This is a genomic window from Flavobacterium sp. (genome assembly GCF_043778725.1).
In the GTDB taxonomy this organism is placed as follows: Bacteria; Bacteroidota; Bacteroidia; order Flavobacteriales; family Flavobacteriaceae; genus Flavobacterium.
Map to the genome: position 1 here is coordinate 30068 of NZ_JAYWFT010000095.1, position 17939 is coordinate 48006.

10 protein-coding genes are annotated in these 17939 nt (G+C 35.7%); 4 read left to right on the forward strand and 6 right to left on the reverse strand.

What is annotated here, in order from left to right; translation table 11 throughout:
* Nucleotides 1-309 precede the first annotated feature (309 nt).
* From ACH2CG_RS08505 to ACH2CG_RS08515, 3 genes are all read right to left on the reverse strand, one after another.
* On the reverse strand, nt 310-7806 hold the full coding sequence (locus ACH2CG_RS08505) for a hypothetical protein (RefSeq protein ID WP_395064145.1): 7497 nt from the start codon (nt 7804-7806) through the stop codon (nt 310-312).
* A 413-nt stretch (nt 7807-8219) separates the two neighbouring features.
* On the reverse strand, nt 8220-8432 hold the full coding sequence (locus ACH2CG_RS08510; RefSeq protein WP_395064147.1) for a hypothetical protein: 213 nt from the start codon (nt 8430-8432) through the stop codon (nt 8220-8222).
* A 103-nt stretch (nt 8433-8535) separates the two neighbouring features.
* Entirely contained in the window at nt 8536-8970 is a 435-nt protein-coding gene (locus tag ACH2CG_RS08515; protein ID WP_395064149.1) for a DUF6526 family protein, read from the reverse strand.
* Nucleotides 8971-9113: 143 nt separating this feature from the next.
* On the opposite strand from ACH2CG_RS08515, the gene ACH2CG_RS08520 reads away from it, so the two are divergent.
* Genes ACH2CG_RS08520 through ACH2CG_RS08535 form a run of 4 tightly spaced genes read left to right on the forward strand, consistent with a single transcriptional unit; the run spans nt 9114 to nt 14824 of the window.
* A complete protein-coding gene (locus tag ACH2CG_RS08520) occupies nt 9114-10211 on the forward strand; it encodes a GDSL-type esterase/lipase family protein (protein WP_395064151.1) in 1098 nt (365 codons plus the stop codon).
* Complete coding sequence (locus ACH2CG_RS08525; RefSeq protein ID WP_395064153.1) at nt 10201-11571, forward strand: sialate O-acetylesterase; 1371 nt, start codon at nt 10201-10203, stop codon at nt 11569-11571. The genes ACH2CG_RS08520 and ACH2CG_RS08525 overlap by 11 nt, the downstream gene beginning before the upstream one ends.
* A 5-nt stretch (nt 11572-11576) precedes the next feature.
* Nucleotides 11577-13862, forward strand: coding sequence for a beta-glucosidase BglX (gene bglX, locus ACH2CG_RS08530; RefSeq protein ID WP_395064155.1), 2286 nt, complete (start codon nt 11577-11579; stop codon nt 13860-13862).
* A gap of 5 nt (nt 13863-13867) precedes the next feature.
* Nucleotides 13868-14824, forward strand: a complete 957-nt coding sequence (locus ACH2CG_RS08535) for an aldo/keto reductase (protein WP_395064157.1) — start codon at nt 13868-13870, stop codon at nt 14822-14824.
* 11 nt (nt 14825-14835) lie between these two features.
* Here the strand turns inward: ACH2CG_RS08535 and ACH2CG_RS08540 are convergent, their stop codons facing one another.
* From ACH2CG_RS08540 to ACH2CG_RS08550, 3 genes are all read right to left on the reverse strand, one after another.
* Nucleotides 14836-15375, reverse strand: coding sequence for a hypothetical protein (locus ACH2CG_RS08540; RefSeq protein ID WP_395064159.1), 540 nt, complete (start codon nt 15373-15375; stop codon nt 14836-14838).
* 238 nt (nt 15376-15613) lie between these two features.
* The gene (locus ACH2CG_RS08545; protein WP_395064161.1) at nt 15614-16651 is read right to left on the reverse strand and encodes a T9SS type A sorting domain-containing protein; all 1038 of its coding nucleotides are present in this window, start codon (nt 16649-16651) and stop codon (nt 15614-15616) included.
* 11 nt (nt 16652-16662) lie between these two features.
* Nucleotides 16663-17937: a beta-mannanase gene (locus tag ACH2CG_RS08550; protein WP_395064163.1), complete on the reverse strand. Its 1275-nt coding sequence runs from the start codon at nt 17935-17937 to the stop codon at nt 16663-16665.
* Nucleotides 17938-17939: the final 2 nt, after the last annotated feature.

A 17939-nucleotide genomic window follows, 5' to 3' on the forward strand; every position in this document is an offset into this window, starting at 1 on the left:
GTAATGAAGGATTTGACTCGCAAACGTATTGTATAAAATTTATTGAAACTAATGTAATGGTGTTGGATTCGGGAATTTAATAGTGCGTTTTGGGGTTGGAAGGGAATGTTTTTATATGGTGAAGGCTTGTGAAATTGGTGTTTAATTTGTTAATTATTTTTCGCTTTAAGATACTTTCAAATAAAAAAGGCAAACTATAGAGCTTGCCTTTTACTTTTAAATTTACTTTAATTTTTGTTTTTCAAATAGTTAAATAATAAGAGGTGATGCGTTACCAGCTTTGATATATTACCAAAGGAACTAGTTTTATTACCATAACACTTTCTTTACTACACTATTTCCATCGACCGATTTTATATGTACAATTAAAACACTGTTAGCCCATTTTCCATTTAAATGAATTTCTGTTGCATTAATCGATTTTTCATCTGCTAGCATGCGTCCTCTACTATCAAAAACTTTGACAGATTCCAAGGCTATAGAGGCACTTTTGATGATTAATTTATCATTGCTTTTAAAAGCAATCACTTGATTTTCTAATTGTGGTATGGTTGGACTGGCTAATGGGGTTGTATAAATAATTTCGAAACGATTTTCAAAAACACCTGTTTGAGAAGAAAATGAATAGGATCCCGATTTTATATCCTGCAGTGTTCCTGTTAAGTTGTCTTTAATAAAAATAGTCTGGTTTCCTAAAAACAATCCGTCAACATGATCCAAAGTAATTGTGTATATACCTGCTGTACTGGTTTTAAAACCTAACGGAACAATGTCACTTGCGCCAAATGGTAGCGCACGTCCTTGAATGACTAATTTTTCATTGTCTATTAAACTATAAAATTCAATAGCACCATCATTAATATATTTGCCATCATAATAATCAAGACCTTGGGTAGCATTAGTAACATAACCCACTTCCATTTGTGAATAAGCGCCTGAGGTATCGGTTGCATTCAGCCAAATTCTGTTTAGTTCTTCGTTAGAATTTTTAAAAAATTGATTGGATGTATTAGACGTTCTTTGTGCATTAGTGAAAGTAACTGCATTAGCCAAAGCTTTAGCTTCTACAAAGAACCCTTGTCCTGTTCTAATAATGCCATTTGGATCGACTACTTGAGCTTCTCCATTGTTTACAAAAGTTCCACCTGTCCAGGAGCAATAGGATGGACTAGCGGCATTGTTAGTTTTTCTCCAAAAATATAATGTTCCAGTAATAGTACTAGTGTTGGCCGCTACAAAATCAGCAATGCTTATGGGTGAAGGGTAGGGATTTCCCACTAAATTAAAGCGGTGTGTTGCGTCTCCGGCATTCATAGGATAGGAATAATTTCCGTTGTGAGGAACGCCGGTAAAGACACCGTTCCATAGTGTTGCTGCAAGAGGATGATTGTTGGGCAGTCGTATTAGGTATCCTTTGGCTGTTTCAAAATTAGCTGTGGGAACCGTAACGGAATATAAATTAGTTAATGAATCATAATTGTAAAAACGATTTGCTAATGTTAATGGCGAAAACGCTTGCAATTGTTGCCCATCTACTGGTGCTGCCCATAAGGTGTAATCTAATCTTTTTAGTGCTGAGCTGGAGCGTTTCAGTATGATGTTTCCAGAATTTGCTGTATTGGAGGTTTGCATTAGATTGGCATTATTTTCAAGTGTAAAACTACCCGAATTCACAGTTAGAGCACCATTAATAGTTACTGTAAATCCAGATGGAATTACAACGATAGCATTATTATTGACTGTTAAGGAGCAACATGTAATAGAAGTTGGCGCAGTATAATTGGCCGCTATTACAGTAGTACTAGTGCTTGTGGGAATACCATTGTCCCATGTTCCTGTCCAAGTGGTTGTATTTCCCATACTTATTGTGCCGTTGGCGCTTGCGGTGCTACCATTACCATCTCTTACTGTAACTGTATAATTAGTTGTTGCAGTAATGTTAGTTGCACTAGGGTTGGCACTGGTAGTGCTGCTTAAAAAATTGGGAGGAGACCAATTGTAAACAACTGGTGTGTCGGTTGTAACAGAAGTATCCAAAGGTACATTAGCGTTACTGCAAACTATTCCAGTTCCCAATATGCTAACTGTTGGATTGGCACCTTTAATTCCTGAGAATACTGTAGTTTGGCTTGACGCTAAAGAAATGTTATTTATAGTAATAGTGTTTCCCGACAAAGCATTGTATTTAATCCATGGATTATTTAATTGGTTAAAATTACCTGTAATGCTTGCTCCTGAAATACTTGTTTGAATCCCTACACTATCTGATGAAGTATAGGTAGCAGCGACATTTGCTATATGAGGATTGTTTCCAGATCGTGTCAAGCTCCAATATCGGTTTAAATAATCTGTGGTGCTGGCATTATTTGGATGTTTTGCATTGGTCACTTTTACGCCATAATAATTATTTGCCGCGCCATCGTCAGCGAGTGTAATTGTAATCGGAGAATATTCGGAGGTTCCTGTATTATCCCCAATTGGATACGTAAATGAACTTCCTGTAATCATCATCTTTCTTACTTCTCCCAAACCACTGGCTATAATCATTTTTGAAGCACTTGGAGCAACTACCGCGATAGAACCTGTGGCTTCTATTATTAGGTTATTGTTGCCAATAGTTAGATTGCCTGATGTTAAATTTAATACCCCATTTACAGTCATATCTTGACCCAAAGTAAGTCCGCCTGAACGGTTGATTGTAAGATTGTTTAAAGCTGGTTGCGTACTAAATAAATCATTTGCAAAAACCATCGCGCCACTACCGCCGATATTCAGAGACGAAACTGGACTCACTTCAAGAGAACCTGAAATTTTTGTTATAGTTCCCAAAATTCCGAGTGTGTTGTCAATTTTGAAGACTCCGTTTGTAAGTGTAAGCAAAGTGTTCACATTTGTGGGTTCATCCATGGTGACGCCACTGTTGTTATTGATGGTTAGCTGATCAAAAGTAGTTACCGATGTTCCTAATATTGATTGTGGCGAAGTTCCGTTTAAGGAAATAGTATGGCCTAGTGCAGCGTTGAAAGTACCACTATCATCAAAATTACCGGCAATGATATGGTCGAAATTACCTGTATTAAAGGTTGCGTTTTGTCCGATAGCGACATTTCCACCAATAGTTAAAGCAGATGCAGCAGATGTTGTTACTGTATCGGCAAGGCTAAAATTACCATGTATGTTTCCTAGTGCTGATGCCATAGTTTTAGTACCACTACCACTAAGAATAAGATTAGAGTAACCTGCTATGGCTCCATTTGGGTTGACAATAGTTTGGGCTGCTCCATTGTATTCAACGAAAGCCGAACCCGATGCCAAGGTATTCCATACACCATTGTTGATCATAGCTCCTGCAATACGGATATTACAATCCTGAGTCATAGCAAGTGACTTTCCGCTGTTGATGGTTAAGTTGTAAAAATTTGTTGTTCCCGACATGGTTGCTGCAACGTTATTAAAAATAACAGTACTTGTACTCGCATTAAAAGTTCCACCATTATTATTCCAGGCATTGGTTCCTTCAAGTGTTAATTGTGCAGCAGCGACTGAATTCAAAACGCCTCCGGTACTTATGGTAATCGATTTTACATCGGTTATTGAAGGTACAATAGGTGCATAAGTTGTGGTGGCTGTATCAGGTATTACTATGTTTTTTGTAGCTGATGGTCCGACGTTTGGTGTCCAATTTTGAACTGTTGTCCAAGATGTAGATACCGATCCATTCCAAGTTAAGGTATTAGTAGTGCTGAATTCATCTAAGGTTACATTTTTAGTTTCATCAAAAGAGGATGAAAAGAAGGCGACATTTACATTTGAAAGTGAGTTCCAGTTGTCCACTGCATTAAAAGCAGAACTGCCATATTCTATATTTCCTATTTTGACCCACAACACCATGTTTTCTTCATTGTTACCGTTTAGTTCGCTATCTAGATAATGAAAAGAAACAATACCGCTTGTTGCTACAGCACCAGTTTGAATCACTTCTATCTCGCGATTTATTGCGCCAGTTCTCCATGAAGGATTTGTTCCGATGCTTAATTTTAAGCTCAATTGACTTGGTAACGTACCAATGTTATTGAAATAGACTTTCATAAACGGACTTCCCAAAGTATAGTTCACTCCAGGAGTAAAAGAAGTTCGGGCATTAATTCCAGTGGTGTCACCAGGTCCGATATTAATAGCGTTAATACCCAACGTAATAGTTTTAGCTGTTGTTCCATCCCACATATCCAAAAGCCCTTTAGTAGCCGAAGGGTTAATGCTTGCCAAATTTAAAACACCATTAAGCGCAAAATCGCCTTGTGAAGTTATGCCTCCAGAACCAATTAGGGTTAGATTGTTTACCGCTGTTGCAAAAATTGATGGAGGAAGTAAAATGGGAACTGTATTTAAAAAAAGCAAAGTTGCATCGCTGTTGCTTGCATCAATAGCACCATTTACGCGCGTTGGTGAATTGCCAGAAATTGTCAAGGTGTTTGCTCCAATGGCAATTGTTCCTGAAGTTAAAGCCAAAGTGCCTAGCACTGAAACCGAACCTATAAGGTTGATTCCTGATGCTCTATTTACCGTTAAACTATTTAGAATGACTGAAGGAAAATTGGCTGTTCCATTTCCGCCAACAACAATACTACTTGAGCTTCCGCCAGTTAAGGATCCTGCTGTGCTGTTTATGTCTCCATTCAAGGTAAGCGAGTGCGTTCCTATTGCTAAGGCACCATTGGTTAGTGTTGCTGTTTGAGCTATAGTGATGTCATCATTTAGCGTTAATCCGTTAGTATTGTTTAGTGTGCAACTGTTCATTGTGTTGCTGACTAAGGCACCGGAAGGAATATTTTGAGAAGCCGTTCCTTCAAAAACTAGTCTAGAAGAAGTAGTTATTGCCTCTAACTTAGCATTATTTGAAAAAATTAGAGACCCGAGAAGCGTAAGTTGATTTCCATTAAGTAACAGTTTGTAAGTTGCTTGGGTATTGGTAATATTTCTAAGTGTCCTGTTTTGATCTAGCATGCAATTGTTAAAAGGTGCAGCGGCAAATGAGATGTCAGAACCATTGGGAGGAACCAAGCCATTTTGCCAGTTTGATGCTGTTGCAAAATTTGTACTTGTTGCTCCCGACCATACGTAAGCAGTTATTTCTAGCGCACCCATTTTTGGCGTAGCACTTCTGGCAAGTCCTGTAAAATCGTTTGTTACACCTGTTCCGTTTGCACCAGTCAAAATAGCAGAAGTATAATAGTTTAAGGGATTGGCACTTCCGGGATTGTTAAAAAGAGGATTGGTATTTAAACTATTGGCATCTTGTAGTGTTGCCAATTTCCAGGCAGCCAAAGTAGTCTTGTCGCTACCTGCAAAAGAACCTGCAAAAGAACCTGCTGTAGCGTAATAGTCATTGTAATCAATAGTTAAACCACTTAAGCCTGCTATTCGAATGGCATAATGTTTACCAGTTGTGCCACCAGAGCGAACATTCATTAGAATATTATTTCTATAGTTTCTGGTTGCAGTTGAATTGGTATTCCATAAAGCTGCCGTTGCGGAAGTAACCCCAGACGATAGTGAACCTGATAAATAAACCGAATTGAAGTAAATACTGTTGTTATTTGTTGCAGTGGGCGAACTGTTGTCATTAATTCCATAAATCTTATAGCCTACAGTTAGATTAGAGCCAAGATTGATAATGTTATTGGCAGCAGTAGTAAGTCCATTGCCTAGCATAATGCCATCCATCTCACACAGGACGTTAGAAGAAGTAGCCGATAGCCCATATATAAAATTTCCCGAAACAATATTGTTTCCTGTAGTTGGACCATTATAATCAATTCCAATCACTACTGAAGAAGCCGTTGGATGGGTGTTTGATAAATTATATATGGTATTGCCTGTTAAGGTTTGGTTGGTGCCAGCGGTAGTAACGTATTGCTGAATTCCTCTTACAGTTATACTATTCATACAAGCAGTAATGTCTCTAATGGTATTGTTTTGAATGACATTGTTATCGCCATTAGAGCAAATACCATCTGCTTTAGAAGTTGAGATTCCGTTGTAAGCACTTGTCATATTGGCTATGGTATTTCCGGAAGCTGTGACAAGATTTACAGCAGAATTTACAAATATACCACGAAGGTCTTGTTTAAAAACAGAATTGGTTGCTGGCGAACTTGTTTTAATATTATTGGCGGTGCTAAGACTTCCAATTAAATTATTACTGATGGTTATAATAGAGGTTGGAAAACCACTAATGACAATACCTTCGAAACAATGCGAGTAGGCAACATTTCCAATTGTGGTAATAGAACCAATAGTATTGTTTTCAATAGTAACATTCCCACTGTTTAAGCAACGTATGCCATGTGTGGTTGAATAACCAGAACCATTCACGTTTACATTGGGCGTACTAGTATAGCCTGCACCTCCGTTAGTAATTGTGAATCCTGTAACGACTCCGCCAGAAATAATAGCAGTAGCCGAAGCTTGAGTTGTGCTTCCAGAAAGTGTAAAAGTAATTGTAGGCGCTGTTAAAAACCCACTACCTCCACCAACCAAGTTAATCGCTGTTAAAACACCAGCCGTTATTGTAGCAGTTGCTGTAGCATTTGGTGTTGTAACAACAATAGCATTTGTTCCTGTAGGTGCACCAATTGTATTTCCTAGAAAAGAAACATTACCCGATGATAAGTAAAGACCATCCCAAGGATTGGCACTTGTACTACTATAATTAAAATTCTGAATGGTGTTGTTTTGAATTAAAGGAGGTGTTGTAGTATTTCCGGTTATAAAAATACCGCTGAAATAGGTATCGTAACTCGAGTTCATTGTTAACGGCGTTCCGCCACAAAAAGGTTGACTTCCTCCAATATAATTTCCACTCACGGTATGCATATTGGGTGTGGCAATACGAATTCCTCCATAGGTATAACTGCCGGTTGGTGCCAGTGCAGCAGAATCATAAATACTATTGTTGATAATATTCCAATCGGAACTATAGATAGAAATATTTACACCAAAGGAATTATTATTGTTGTTCATAAAATTAAACAGCGCATTATTCCGAATGCTGTTTCCGCTGTTTTCACGACCTGCACTTCCTATGCTTAAGATGGCGTTAAAAGGTCTATTTCCACCTGCATTAGTTACGTTGCAAAATTCTACGATATTGGTATCATTTCCATTCCCAGACGCCGAAGTTGAAAACGTAATGACAGCCGTTCCTAAACTTAGACCAGAAGCCGCAAGAGCCGCATATTTAATGCTATTGTTTTCTGCAGAATTGGTAAACCTTAAAGCACAAGCGTTGACTCCAGTATTGCTGTTTGTAAACAATAAATCGGCTGTTGTGCCTGTAGCGTTAACTCTTCCGTCAATAATCACATTGTCAGCACCATTTAAATTGATAAGAGGATTGGCTATATTGCCACCAATTGAATAGCCAGTTCCTGTTGCATAAATTAAAACCGAATTGTAATTAGCCAATCCAGTACCGCTAGCGTTTAAACTAGCCATAGCAGGTTCTATTGTGCTGCTTACAATTTGAATTGTAATTGCTCCAGTAATACTTCCGGCATTAATTGCATCAAAAGCTGCTTTTAAAGTGGCATAATTGCCTCCTGAACCTACTGTTGCATTAGATAGCAAGACCGAAGTTTTAAACAATTTTAAGGGTTTTAGATTATTGGTTTTTCGCATCCCATTTGCAGAAATCGCAGCAATTGAAAAAAGAAACAAGATGGTATAGGAAGAAACAAGCATTTTAGCTCGCAATAGAGCGCTAATTGACCGTCCTTTGATCAAAAGATGTACTAGTGTTCTCATAATAGATTGGGGAGTATTAAGCGCGATGCAGGCTTTGTCTTTTAGATACTTTATCTTACAAAAAAATACAAAATGCGCCTTTTATCGTGTAAATGTACTATTAATCGATAGTTTGAATCATAAACCTACTACTATCGTATAATTATTATTCCACATAACGTGTTAGTTGTTTGATTTTTAGAGTTATAGTTTTAAAAATGCTTTTTATTGTTGTACTATTTAAGCTGTTAAAACATATAAAGACACTAGAAGTTATGTCTCTTGCTTTGTAACACTAGGATAAAAAATTTGAATTCCTTACAAATTTAGAGTCTTTTAGTGCTTTTTAAAAGGATGTTTTAAATAGGAAATTAGATTTTGAGATTGGATATTTAGTTTGGCTTTCAATAGGAGTTAAGATTAAAATTTTAACTTCAGAAATGAGAATAAGAATTTATGGTTAGGCATTTAAAACAAAACCGTCCATCAAGTATCCAAGACGATGGCTGGTGCGTTTGTTTGAATCCTTTTATTTTATCTGCGGTGAAAGTGTATTGCCAGCCATCGCCATTTTTGCCTGTTTGTGGTGTCCAGATGTTCCTTGCCCAAGACGTACTTATGGCTGGATAGGTATAACCGTTAGACAAATCAGGTTAGGATAAAGTTCCTATAACGAATTTACGAACTTAACCAAATCTTCCTTTTGGTGTTGCACTGAGAAAGTGAAAATGATTGTTTTTTTTATATAATTTAAACGCGATGCTTGTCGGCTTTCCAGTTTAGTATTGCTTTTTTTATTTCGTCACCAGACCATTTTTCATGCAGGCATTTTTCAATTAGTATTGGAAATTCTTTATCAGATGCAAACCTTAAAGCGAAAATTTGACTGTCAGTAAAATGATGTTCTATTTCTTCAAATCGCTTACCTGTTAATGTGAAATAAGTATATTTTACTTCTAATCTTACAATTCTATTTTGAAGCGTCATGGCATAATGTTGTCGCAGCATAAACGCCAAGCAAAACATAAATATAAATAAGACACTAATGAAAATCCAAAGTGCTTTTTCGGGTTTAGTGAAACTGAAGTAAATTGAAAAACATAGAAATGCTAGTAGTATTGGATAAAAAACAAAATGATGCGGTGTGTAATATCTGATGTGATTTTTATAGGATTGGGTTTTCATAGGTTGCAATTTTAGCACTGTAAATTTAATGGATTTTAATTTGTTTACAGTTTTTTTTTACCATCATTTGACATTATTGTATAAGTGTGCTTGACTATTAAGTTGTAATTTTACGATTGTATTATTTATATACTTTTAAAATTATGAATTTCAAAAATAAATACCTTTTAATTTTCTTTTTATCAATTTCAATTGGTTCTGCACAGCAACTTGTTCAAGAAATTCAGGTTTATGATTACGCCGGACGCATGGAACATCTTGGAAATAATAAAACTACTCTTATTGGTTCGGCTTCTTCAATTTCATTCAATTTTACTGGAGCAAAATGTGCTGTATCTTTAAAAAGTGTCGATTCCTATGAACATCACAACTATGTTTCTTTGGTTTTAGATGGCGACTATATTGGACGATTAAAAGTTGAAAAAGGCGAAACAAAATCCTATCCAATAACAATTTCAAGAGATTTAAAAGAACATAATCTCACTATTTATAAAGCAACCGAAGCATCAAATGGAGGTATTTTATTTGACGGCACAACAGCAGTTTTATCAGAAATTAAGCACATCAAGAAAAAGAAAATCGAATTTATTGGAAATTCCATCACTTGCGGTATGGGAAATGACACCAAAGAAATTCCGTGTGGCACAGGCGAATGGTACGACCAACATAACGCCTATTGGGCATACGGACCAATTTTGTCAAGAACCTTAAACGCCGATTATTTATTAAGTTCGGTTTCTGGAATTGGCATGTACCGCAACTGGAACGATGAGCACAAAGACGAAGCTATAATGCCAGATGTTTATGAAAAATTATACTTAAATAAAAACGATGCTAAACCTTATGATTTTAAATTCCAACCTGATTTAGTAAGTATTTGTTTAGGTACAAATGATTTGTCTGATGGCGATGGCGTTAAACCTAGACTACCTTTTAATGAAGAAAAATACGTTTCGAATTACATTAAATTTATTAAAACAGTTTACAAACATTCACCAAATGCCCGAATCGTTTTGCTAAACAGTCCAATGGTTTCTGGTGAGCGAAATATAACTTTGGTAAAATGCTTGAAACAAGTAATTGCCGCTTTCAAGAAGGATAAAAAACATAAAAAAATAGCTTTGTTTGAATACCAACCCATGCAACCAAAAGGTTGTGGCTCGCATCCAGACATTGAAGATCATAAAGTTATGGCGCAACAACTTGAATCATTTTTTAAAAAATTATTAGATGAAAAATAGACTTTCTTTATTGGTATTTATAATTTCAAATTCGATAATGGCGAACGTTACTTTACCAACTATTTTCTCTGATAATATGGTTTTGCAACGAAATTCTGAAGTAAAATTTTGGGGTTGGGCAAATCCTAAAGAAGAAGTAAAAATTACTCCAAGTTGGAACAATCAAGAATACAAAATCACTGCCGATAGCTATGCTTATTGGCAAATTACAATTCCGACACCAAAAGAAGGCGGACCATTTTCGATACTTTTTAAAGGTTATAATGAAGTAGTTTTAAATAATATTTTAATTGGCGAAGTTTGGCTTTGTTCTGGTCAATCCAATATGGAAATGTCGGCAAATTGGGGAATTGAAAATGGCGATGAAGTAGTGAAAAATGCAAATAATTCCAAAATAAGATTTTTTACAGTTCCAAAACAAACGGCTACAACTCCACAAAATAATTTATCAGGAAACTGGATCGAATGTTCACCGGAAACCATGAAGAATTTTAGTGCTGTAGGTTATTTCTTTGCTAAACGATTGCAAGAAGATTTAAAAAATGTTCCCATCGGATTGATTTCTTCCAATTGGGGTGGAACGTCTGCCGAAGTTTGGATGCCTGAAACGGTTTTTAAAAAAGAACCAGAATTGTTAAAAGCAACCGCCGATTATAAACCCAACGAATATTGTCCGGTTGAACCATCACGTGTTTTTAATGCTATGATTAATCCATTGGTAGGTTTTAAAATTGCTGGAACGATTTGGTATCAAGGCGAAAGCAATGTCGGTTCAGCAATTTATGACAAAACTTTTTCGACCTTAATTTCGTCGTGGCGCACACTTTGGAACGATGATTTTCCGTTTTATTTTGTTCAAATTGCACCTTATAACTATGGTGAAAATCATTTTGGTGGCGCGCAAGTAAGGGATTTTCAAAGACGAACATTACAAGTTCCAAAAACAGGAATGGCAGTTACGAGTGATATTTCGACAACAGATGATATTCATCCCAAAAACAAAAAATCGGTTGGAATTCGATTGGCAAATTTGGCTTTAGCAAATACCTACAAAACCAATTCGAATCTAGTAAACGGACCACTTTTTAAGGACATTACAATCGATAAAAATAGAATTGCAGTACGTTTTGATTACTCAGACGGATTGTATTTTAAAGATAAAAGATCCGATCAATTTGAAATTGCAGGTTCGGATGATGTCTATTATTTGGCGAAAGCCGAAATCAAAAACAATACAGTAATTTTGACTTCTAATAAGGTAAAAAATCCAAAAAAAGTACGGTTTGCTTGGACAAATATTGCACAATCGTACTTGTTCAATAAAGCCAATTTACCAGCATCAACCTTTATTTCAGAATAAAAACCATGAAAATAACCACCATTACACTATTTACTCTTTTTGCAATCACAACTATGAACGCACAGAAAAAACCTCATTTAGACAAGACAAAACCCACAGAAGAGCGCATTGATTTATTGATGAAACAAATGACACTTGAAGAAAAAGTAGGACAGATGAATCAATACAACGGCTTTTGGGAAGTAACTGGTCCAGCTCCAAAAGGAGGCGATGCCGAAACCAAATATGAACATTTGCGAAAAGGTTGGGTTGGTTCGATGCTAACGGTTCGTGGCGTAAAAAATGTTCGTGCTGTTCAAAAAATTGCAGTTGAAGAAACACGTTTGGGAATTCCGTTAATAATTGGTTTTGATGTGATTCATGGATACAAAACTTTGAGTCCGATTCCGTTGGCGGAAGCAGCAAGTTGGGATTTGGAAGCCATAAAAAAATCGGCACAAGTAGCTGCAGACGAAGCGTCGGCAGTTGGAATTAACTGGACTTTTGGACCTATGATGGATGTTGCACGCGATGCACGTTGGGGTAGAGTTATGGAAGGTTCGGGCGAAGATCCATTCCTTGGAAGTAAAATTGCTTACGCTAGAGTGAAAGGTTTCCAAGGCGAAACAAAAGAAGATTTATTGAAAGTTACTACCATTGCGGCTTGCGCCAAACATTTTGCCGCCTACGGATTTGCCGAAGCAGGAAAGGAATACAACACAGTTGATATTAGTAATTCGACACTTTATAATATTGTTTTGCCACCGTTTAAAGCTGCCAATGATGCTGGAGTTCGCACTTACATGAATTCGTTTAATATTTTAAATGGCGTTCCTGCCACTGGAAGTTCGTTTTTGCAAAGAGATATTTTAAAAGGAAAATGGAAATTTGACGGATTTGTAGTTTCCGATTGGGCATCGGTTCGTGAAATGGTGAATCATGGTTTTGCAAAAGATGCTGCCGATGCTACTGCAAAAGCCGTAATTGCTGGTTCCGATATGGATATGGAAGCACATTATTATGTTGCAGAATTAGTGAATTTGGTAAAATCGGGCAAAGTAAAAGAGCGTTTGGTTGATGATGCGGTACGCAGAATTCTTCGTGTAAAATTTGAATTAGGCTTGTTTGATGATCCTTATAAATACTGTGATGAAGCTAGAGAAAAAGCGGTAATTGGAAGCAAAGCCAATAATGATGCTGTTTTGGATATGGCTAAAAAATCGATTGTACTTTTAAAAAATGACAAGAATTTATTACCATTAAAAAAATCAGGTCAAAAGATAGCTTTGATTGGTGCTTTGGCAAATGATAAAACGAGTCCGCTTGGAAGTTGGAGAATTGCTTCAGATGATAATACAGCGGTTTCTGTTCTAGAAGGAATGCAACACTATAAAGACAATCAGTTAACGTTTGAAAAAGGAACTGATGTAACCATTGGAAAAACCACTTTTGTTGACGAATTAGTCTTTAATACAACGGATAAAAGCGGATTTGAAGCAGCTAAAAATGTAGCCAAAACTGCCGATGTTGTAGTTATGGTTTTGGGCGAACACGGATTTCAAACTGGCGAAGGACGAAGCCGAACCGACTTGAATTTACCAGGAAATCAGCAAGAATTATTGGAAGAAATTTATAAAGTAAATCCGAATATAGTTTTAGTTTTAAATAATGGACGACCATTGGCTTTGCCTTGGGCAGCCGAAAAAATTCCAGCCATTGTTGAAGCTTGGCAACTTGGAACACAAACAGGAAATGCTGTGGCACAAGTGCTTTATGGCGATTACAATCCGAGTGGAAAATTGCCAATGAGTTTTCCAAGAAATGTGGGTCAATGTCCAATTTATTATAATAATTATACTACTGGAAGACCTATAAATTCTGATAAAAATGTATTTTGGTCGCATTATACAGACGTGGAAAAAACACCTTTATTTCCGTTTGGATTTGGATTGAGTTACTCAAAATTTGATTATAAAAATTTAAAAATTAATAAATCGGAATTCAATAAAGGTGAAGTGGTTTCGGTTTCTGTTGAAGTGACAAATTCTGGAAATTACGACGGAAAGGAAGTTGTTCAATTGTACATTCACGATGTTGCTGCAAGTTTGGCTCGACCAGTAAAAGAGTTAAAAGGATTTGAATTGGTCGAATTGAAAAAAGGTGAAACAAAAACCATTACTTTAACATTGTCCGATAAAGAACTTGGATTTTTTGATAATGATGGAAACTATCTGGTAGAATCTGGGACTTTCAAAATTATGGTTGGCGGAAGTTCTGAAAATGGTTTGGAAGGAAGTTTTGAGTTGAAATAGAAATAATGAAATACAACAGAACAGGAAAAAGCGGTTTATTATTGCCACAAATATCGTTAGGATTATGGCATAATTTTGGCTCGGTTGATGATTTTAAAAATGGTGAAAACATTGTAAAAGCAGCATTTGATAAAGGAATTACGCATTTTGATTTAGCTAATAATTACGGACCAATTCCAGGTTCGGCAGAAAGTAATTTTGGCAAAATTCTTAAAAATAATTTTCAAGGCAATCTTCGCGACGAACTTGTAATTTCTACCAAAGCTGGTTATAAAATGTGGGATGGACCTTATGGCGATTGGGGTTCGAGAAAATATTTACTATCCAGTTTAGATCAAAGTTTGAAACGAATGGATTTAGAGTATGTCGATATTTTTTATTCACATCGATTTGATCCCGAAACACCATTGGAAGAAACAATGATGGCTTTGGATTATGCCGTGAGAAGCGGAAAAGCGCTTTATGCCGGAATTTCTAATTACAATGCAGAGCAAACTGCAAAAGCTACCGAAATTCTCAAGCAATTAGGAACGCCATGTTTGATTCATCAAGTGAAATATTCGATGTTTGTTCGCGAACCAGAAAATGGATTGTTGGAGGTTTTAGAAGAAAAAGGTGTTGGTTGCATTGCTTTTTCTCCATTGGCACAAGGATTGTTAACCGATAAATATCTGAAAGGAATTCCCGAAAATTCGCGTGCTTTCAACCCAAATGGGCATTTGCAATTGGAAGAAATATCGGAAGAAAAAATTCAAAAAATTAGTGCTCTGAATGAAATTGCAAAACAACGCAATCAATCTTTAGCACAAATGGCGCTTTCTTGGTTATTAAAAGACAATCGAGTTACGTCGGTTTTAATTGGTGCAAGTTCTGTAAATCAATTGCATAATAATATTGAAAGTTTAAATAATTTGAATTTTTCTGAGGATGAATTGGAAGAAATTGAGAAGATTTTGAAATAATTGGTTAGTAGTTATTTTTCTAAATGTATTTGGAAACCTAGTCCAATTTGAAAACTATTTGATGTAAATGAGTCTGAACTATAAAAAACATGTTGATATTTAGCTAACAATTCCAAACCAACACTGCTATTGAAATATATTACTGGTCCAGCTTTAAAACCATAATTGGTAACATAATCAGATTTATTGAAATCTTTTCCATAGTAATAATTTGCTTCTAACAGAAAATTTATTATCTTCTCTGGCTTTAAGATATAATACCTAATGAAAGGTCCGACGCCCAAACCAGAATTAGAGTTGCCTCCTTTAGTTTTTCCATAACTATAGCTTGCCATTAATCCTCCAGCAAATCGGTTATAAAAAAAATAGCCTAAATTTGGTTGAACTGCAAAACCTGTGCTACTTTGAATTTCGTCACCATTAGAATTTTTTGCATTAGAATTATTAAAATATCCACTTCCGCCAACCATCCAATTACCTTTTGTAATTTGGGCATTAGAAATTAAAGCGAGAAGCAAGCATATTAAAATGGGTATTGTTTTTTTTGTCATAATTTTTATTTTTTTTTAATGGTTAAACTTTTTTAAAGCGGTATTTTTTTTCTTTTATATACTCATAGGCAGTTGTTAATAATTAATCTAAAATTAAATTATACAGGTAAGATAACGTAATAGTATATTTTCAAAATACGATAGTATTTGTAAGAAAAATACATTTTATGTTAGTAAAGATTTTGAAATAGAAAAAGGCGATAATTAAATCGCCTTTTTAAAAAAAATATAACAGTTATTAAATTTTAATAAATTTAATTGTTTTTACAGCATCCAATTTTAAGAAGTAAACGCCATTGTTTAGAGTAGAAATATCAATAGTATTTGAAAATAATTTATCCGATTTTAAAACAAGTTTTCCAATAATATTATAAATTTCATACGAAGTAACTTCTGAAATATCTGTAATGTTTATTTCGTTCGATGCAGGGTTTGGATATACTTTTATTAAATCTCTATTAAAATTATTTATTGCTAATGGTCCATTTAAATTTACATTGTTACTTGTTCCCAATATATAACTTGCGTAACCTGGCGTGAACAATGCCGAGTCAACTTTGTAGAATTGTCCTGCTGGTAAATTGGCACTTGGTGTAGCATTGGCAGGAATTGTTAATTGTTGCGATAATGAAACTGCTGTTGCAGTTGTTGCAGGTAAATTGTCTACACCAATTCCAACTAAATCACTAACAAATCCACTTGCATTGTAAATTGCAATACCAAATTTTACTAATCTAGATGCTGGACAAGTGTAATTTACAGTGATCGTTACATTTGAACCAGCAACAATTTCTAACGGAGGATTATCTAGGACAAGTGTATCGACAACATTATTAGAAGCTGTGATTGTCGCGCTCGTAAATTGAAAAGTATTTCCTACATCATTGTAATTTCCAACTCCTTGGGTTAATTTATAAACCCAGCTGTAAGTTTTTCCCGATGGTAAACTTGCAGAAGGAACCGCATTTGATGGAACAGTTACTGAAACAGTTCCGGAAGCTGAAGTTGCACTTGCTGGCAATGCGCTAGAAAAAGCTCCAACAATGTAGTTCGTTCCAACGCTGTAGTCTTGTGTGATTACGTTGCTTCCATCGATGTTGGCGATTCTTAGTTCGGCGTAAACTGCGCACGAAACTGTAGATGTGTAGGTAAACGAAATGTTTACCGTAGTTCCAACTTGAACGCTTGGAACAACATTTGGTGTGAGCGTTTGTCCAAAAGCAGTAAAGCTAAGTAAACAAAAAACTACAGAAATAAAGTGTAAAGTTTTTTTCATAATTGAGGGTTTTATTGATTAATTTTTAAGTTGTATTCCTTAATCAAATTCATAGTAGAAGTTTCACTAGAAAAAACCGAGTTCAAACCTTGTGGTTCTTGTGGCGGATCGGTTGTGAAATCTACACCAACTTTCCATTTTCCATCTTTGGGATTGTTTTTTGCGATTCCGGCGTAACCCCAAAAGTTTAAGGCTACGAATGGTTCATTTTCTTTAATTGCTTTTTCCAATCGTTCAAAAACGGCTTTATAAAATTGATTTCTAAATTCGACTGAAGCGTTTCTGTCTAAACTTTCTTGACTTCTTGGATAACCAAATTCTTCCAAAATAATTGGTTTTTGTAATCTTTTGGCAACTTCAATATGTTCGTCGATGTAGGCAATTGTTTTTTCAATGGCAATTGGTGTCGAGCCTTTTTCGTCATCCATTTTATACCAACTCCAATTTTTTGGCCAAATGTGCATCGTTAAATAATCGATGTTTTTATTGGTATGCGTTCGTTCAAAAGTTGCCAAATCGTCATTAGAACCAGCTTTTCCTTCAGAACCAGTTGTGATTAAATGATTTTTATCCAAACGATTAATTTCGTCAACCGTTTCGTTCAACCATTTGGTGAAAGCCGCTTCATTTTCTTTGGTAAAAACTCGAGGTTCATTAGCAACTTCCCAAGCCATGATTGCTTTGTCTTCGGTATATTTCTTTTTGGTGTACGAATTTGTTCTTCCGATAATAAATTGCATGTGCTTTTTGAAATCGTCTTTACAAGGTTCGCATGAATGAAATTGCGTGGTATAATTCATAAATTGTGGCCATGTATTTGGAGCGATATTCGGATTAGGAACTTTTCCATAACCGTTCCATTCCAAGTATTTTGCCATTCCTCCAGACCATTCCCAGTTGTTATTTAAATATAAAATGGCGTTTAAATCGCGTTTGCCCATTTCGGCTAAAACAAAATCCAAACCATCTAATAATTCCTTATTGTACTTTCCTTTTTCGGTTTGTAATGCTGGCGTAACTGTAAAATCTTGATCGCCACCTTCTGCACCAACTAGAATTCTTAGGTTGGTAATTCCGTTGGCTTTTAGTTCATCCAATTCTTTTAAAAGTCGTGTCCTGTCTCCGTTTTTAGCTCCAATCATTGCGCCGTACCAATAATTTGTTCCAATATAATGATATGATTTTCCGTCTTTTATAAACTTAGAATCTTTTACAGAAATAAATTTCTGAGACGAACAAGAAGTAGTAAAAATGATTAAAAACGCTAAAAGAATTGATTTTTTCATGT

Bases quoted from the DNA above. Each gene is read 5' to 3' on its own strand.
- ACH2CG_RS08525 (WP_395064153.1), top strand. From the start codon at position 10,201: ATGAAAAATAGACTTTCTTTATTGGTATTTATAATTTCAAATTCGATA.
- ACH2CG_RS08520 (WP_395064151.1), top strand. From the start codon at position 9,114: ATGAATTTCAAAAATAAATACCTTTTAATTTTCTTTTTATCAATTTCA.
- ACH2CG_RS08540 (WP_395064159.1), bottom strand. From the start codon at position 15,375: ATGACAAAAAAAACAATACCCATTTTAATATGCTTGCTTCTCGCTTTA.
- ACH2CG_RS08550 (WP_395064163.1), bottom strand. From the start codon at position 17,937: ATGAAAAAATCAATTCTTTTAGCGTTTTTAATCATTTTTACTACTTCT.
- bglX (WP_395064155.1), top strand. From the start codon at position 11,577: ATGAAAATAACCACCATTACACTATTTACTCTTTTTGCAATCACAACT.
- ACH2CG_RS08545 (WP_395064161.1), bottom strand. From the start codon at position 16,651: ATGAAAAAAACTTTACACTTTATTTCTGTAGTTTTTTGTTTACTTAGC.
- ACH2CG_RS08535 (WP_395064157.1), top strand. From the start codon at position 13,868: ATGAAATACAACAGAACAGGAAAAAGCGGTTTATTATTGCCACAAATA.
- ACH2CG_RS08515 (WP_395064149.1), bottom strand. From the start codon at position 8,970: ATGAAAACCCAATCCTATAAAAATCACATCAGATATTACACACCGCAT.
- ACH2CG_RS08505 (WP_395064145.1), bottom strand. From the start codon at position 7,806: ATGAGAACACTAGTACATCTTTTGATCAAAGGACGGTCAATTAGCGCT.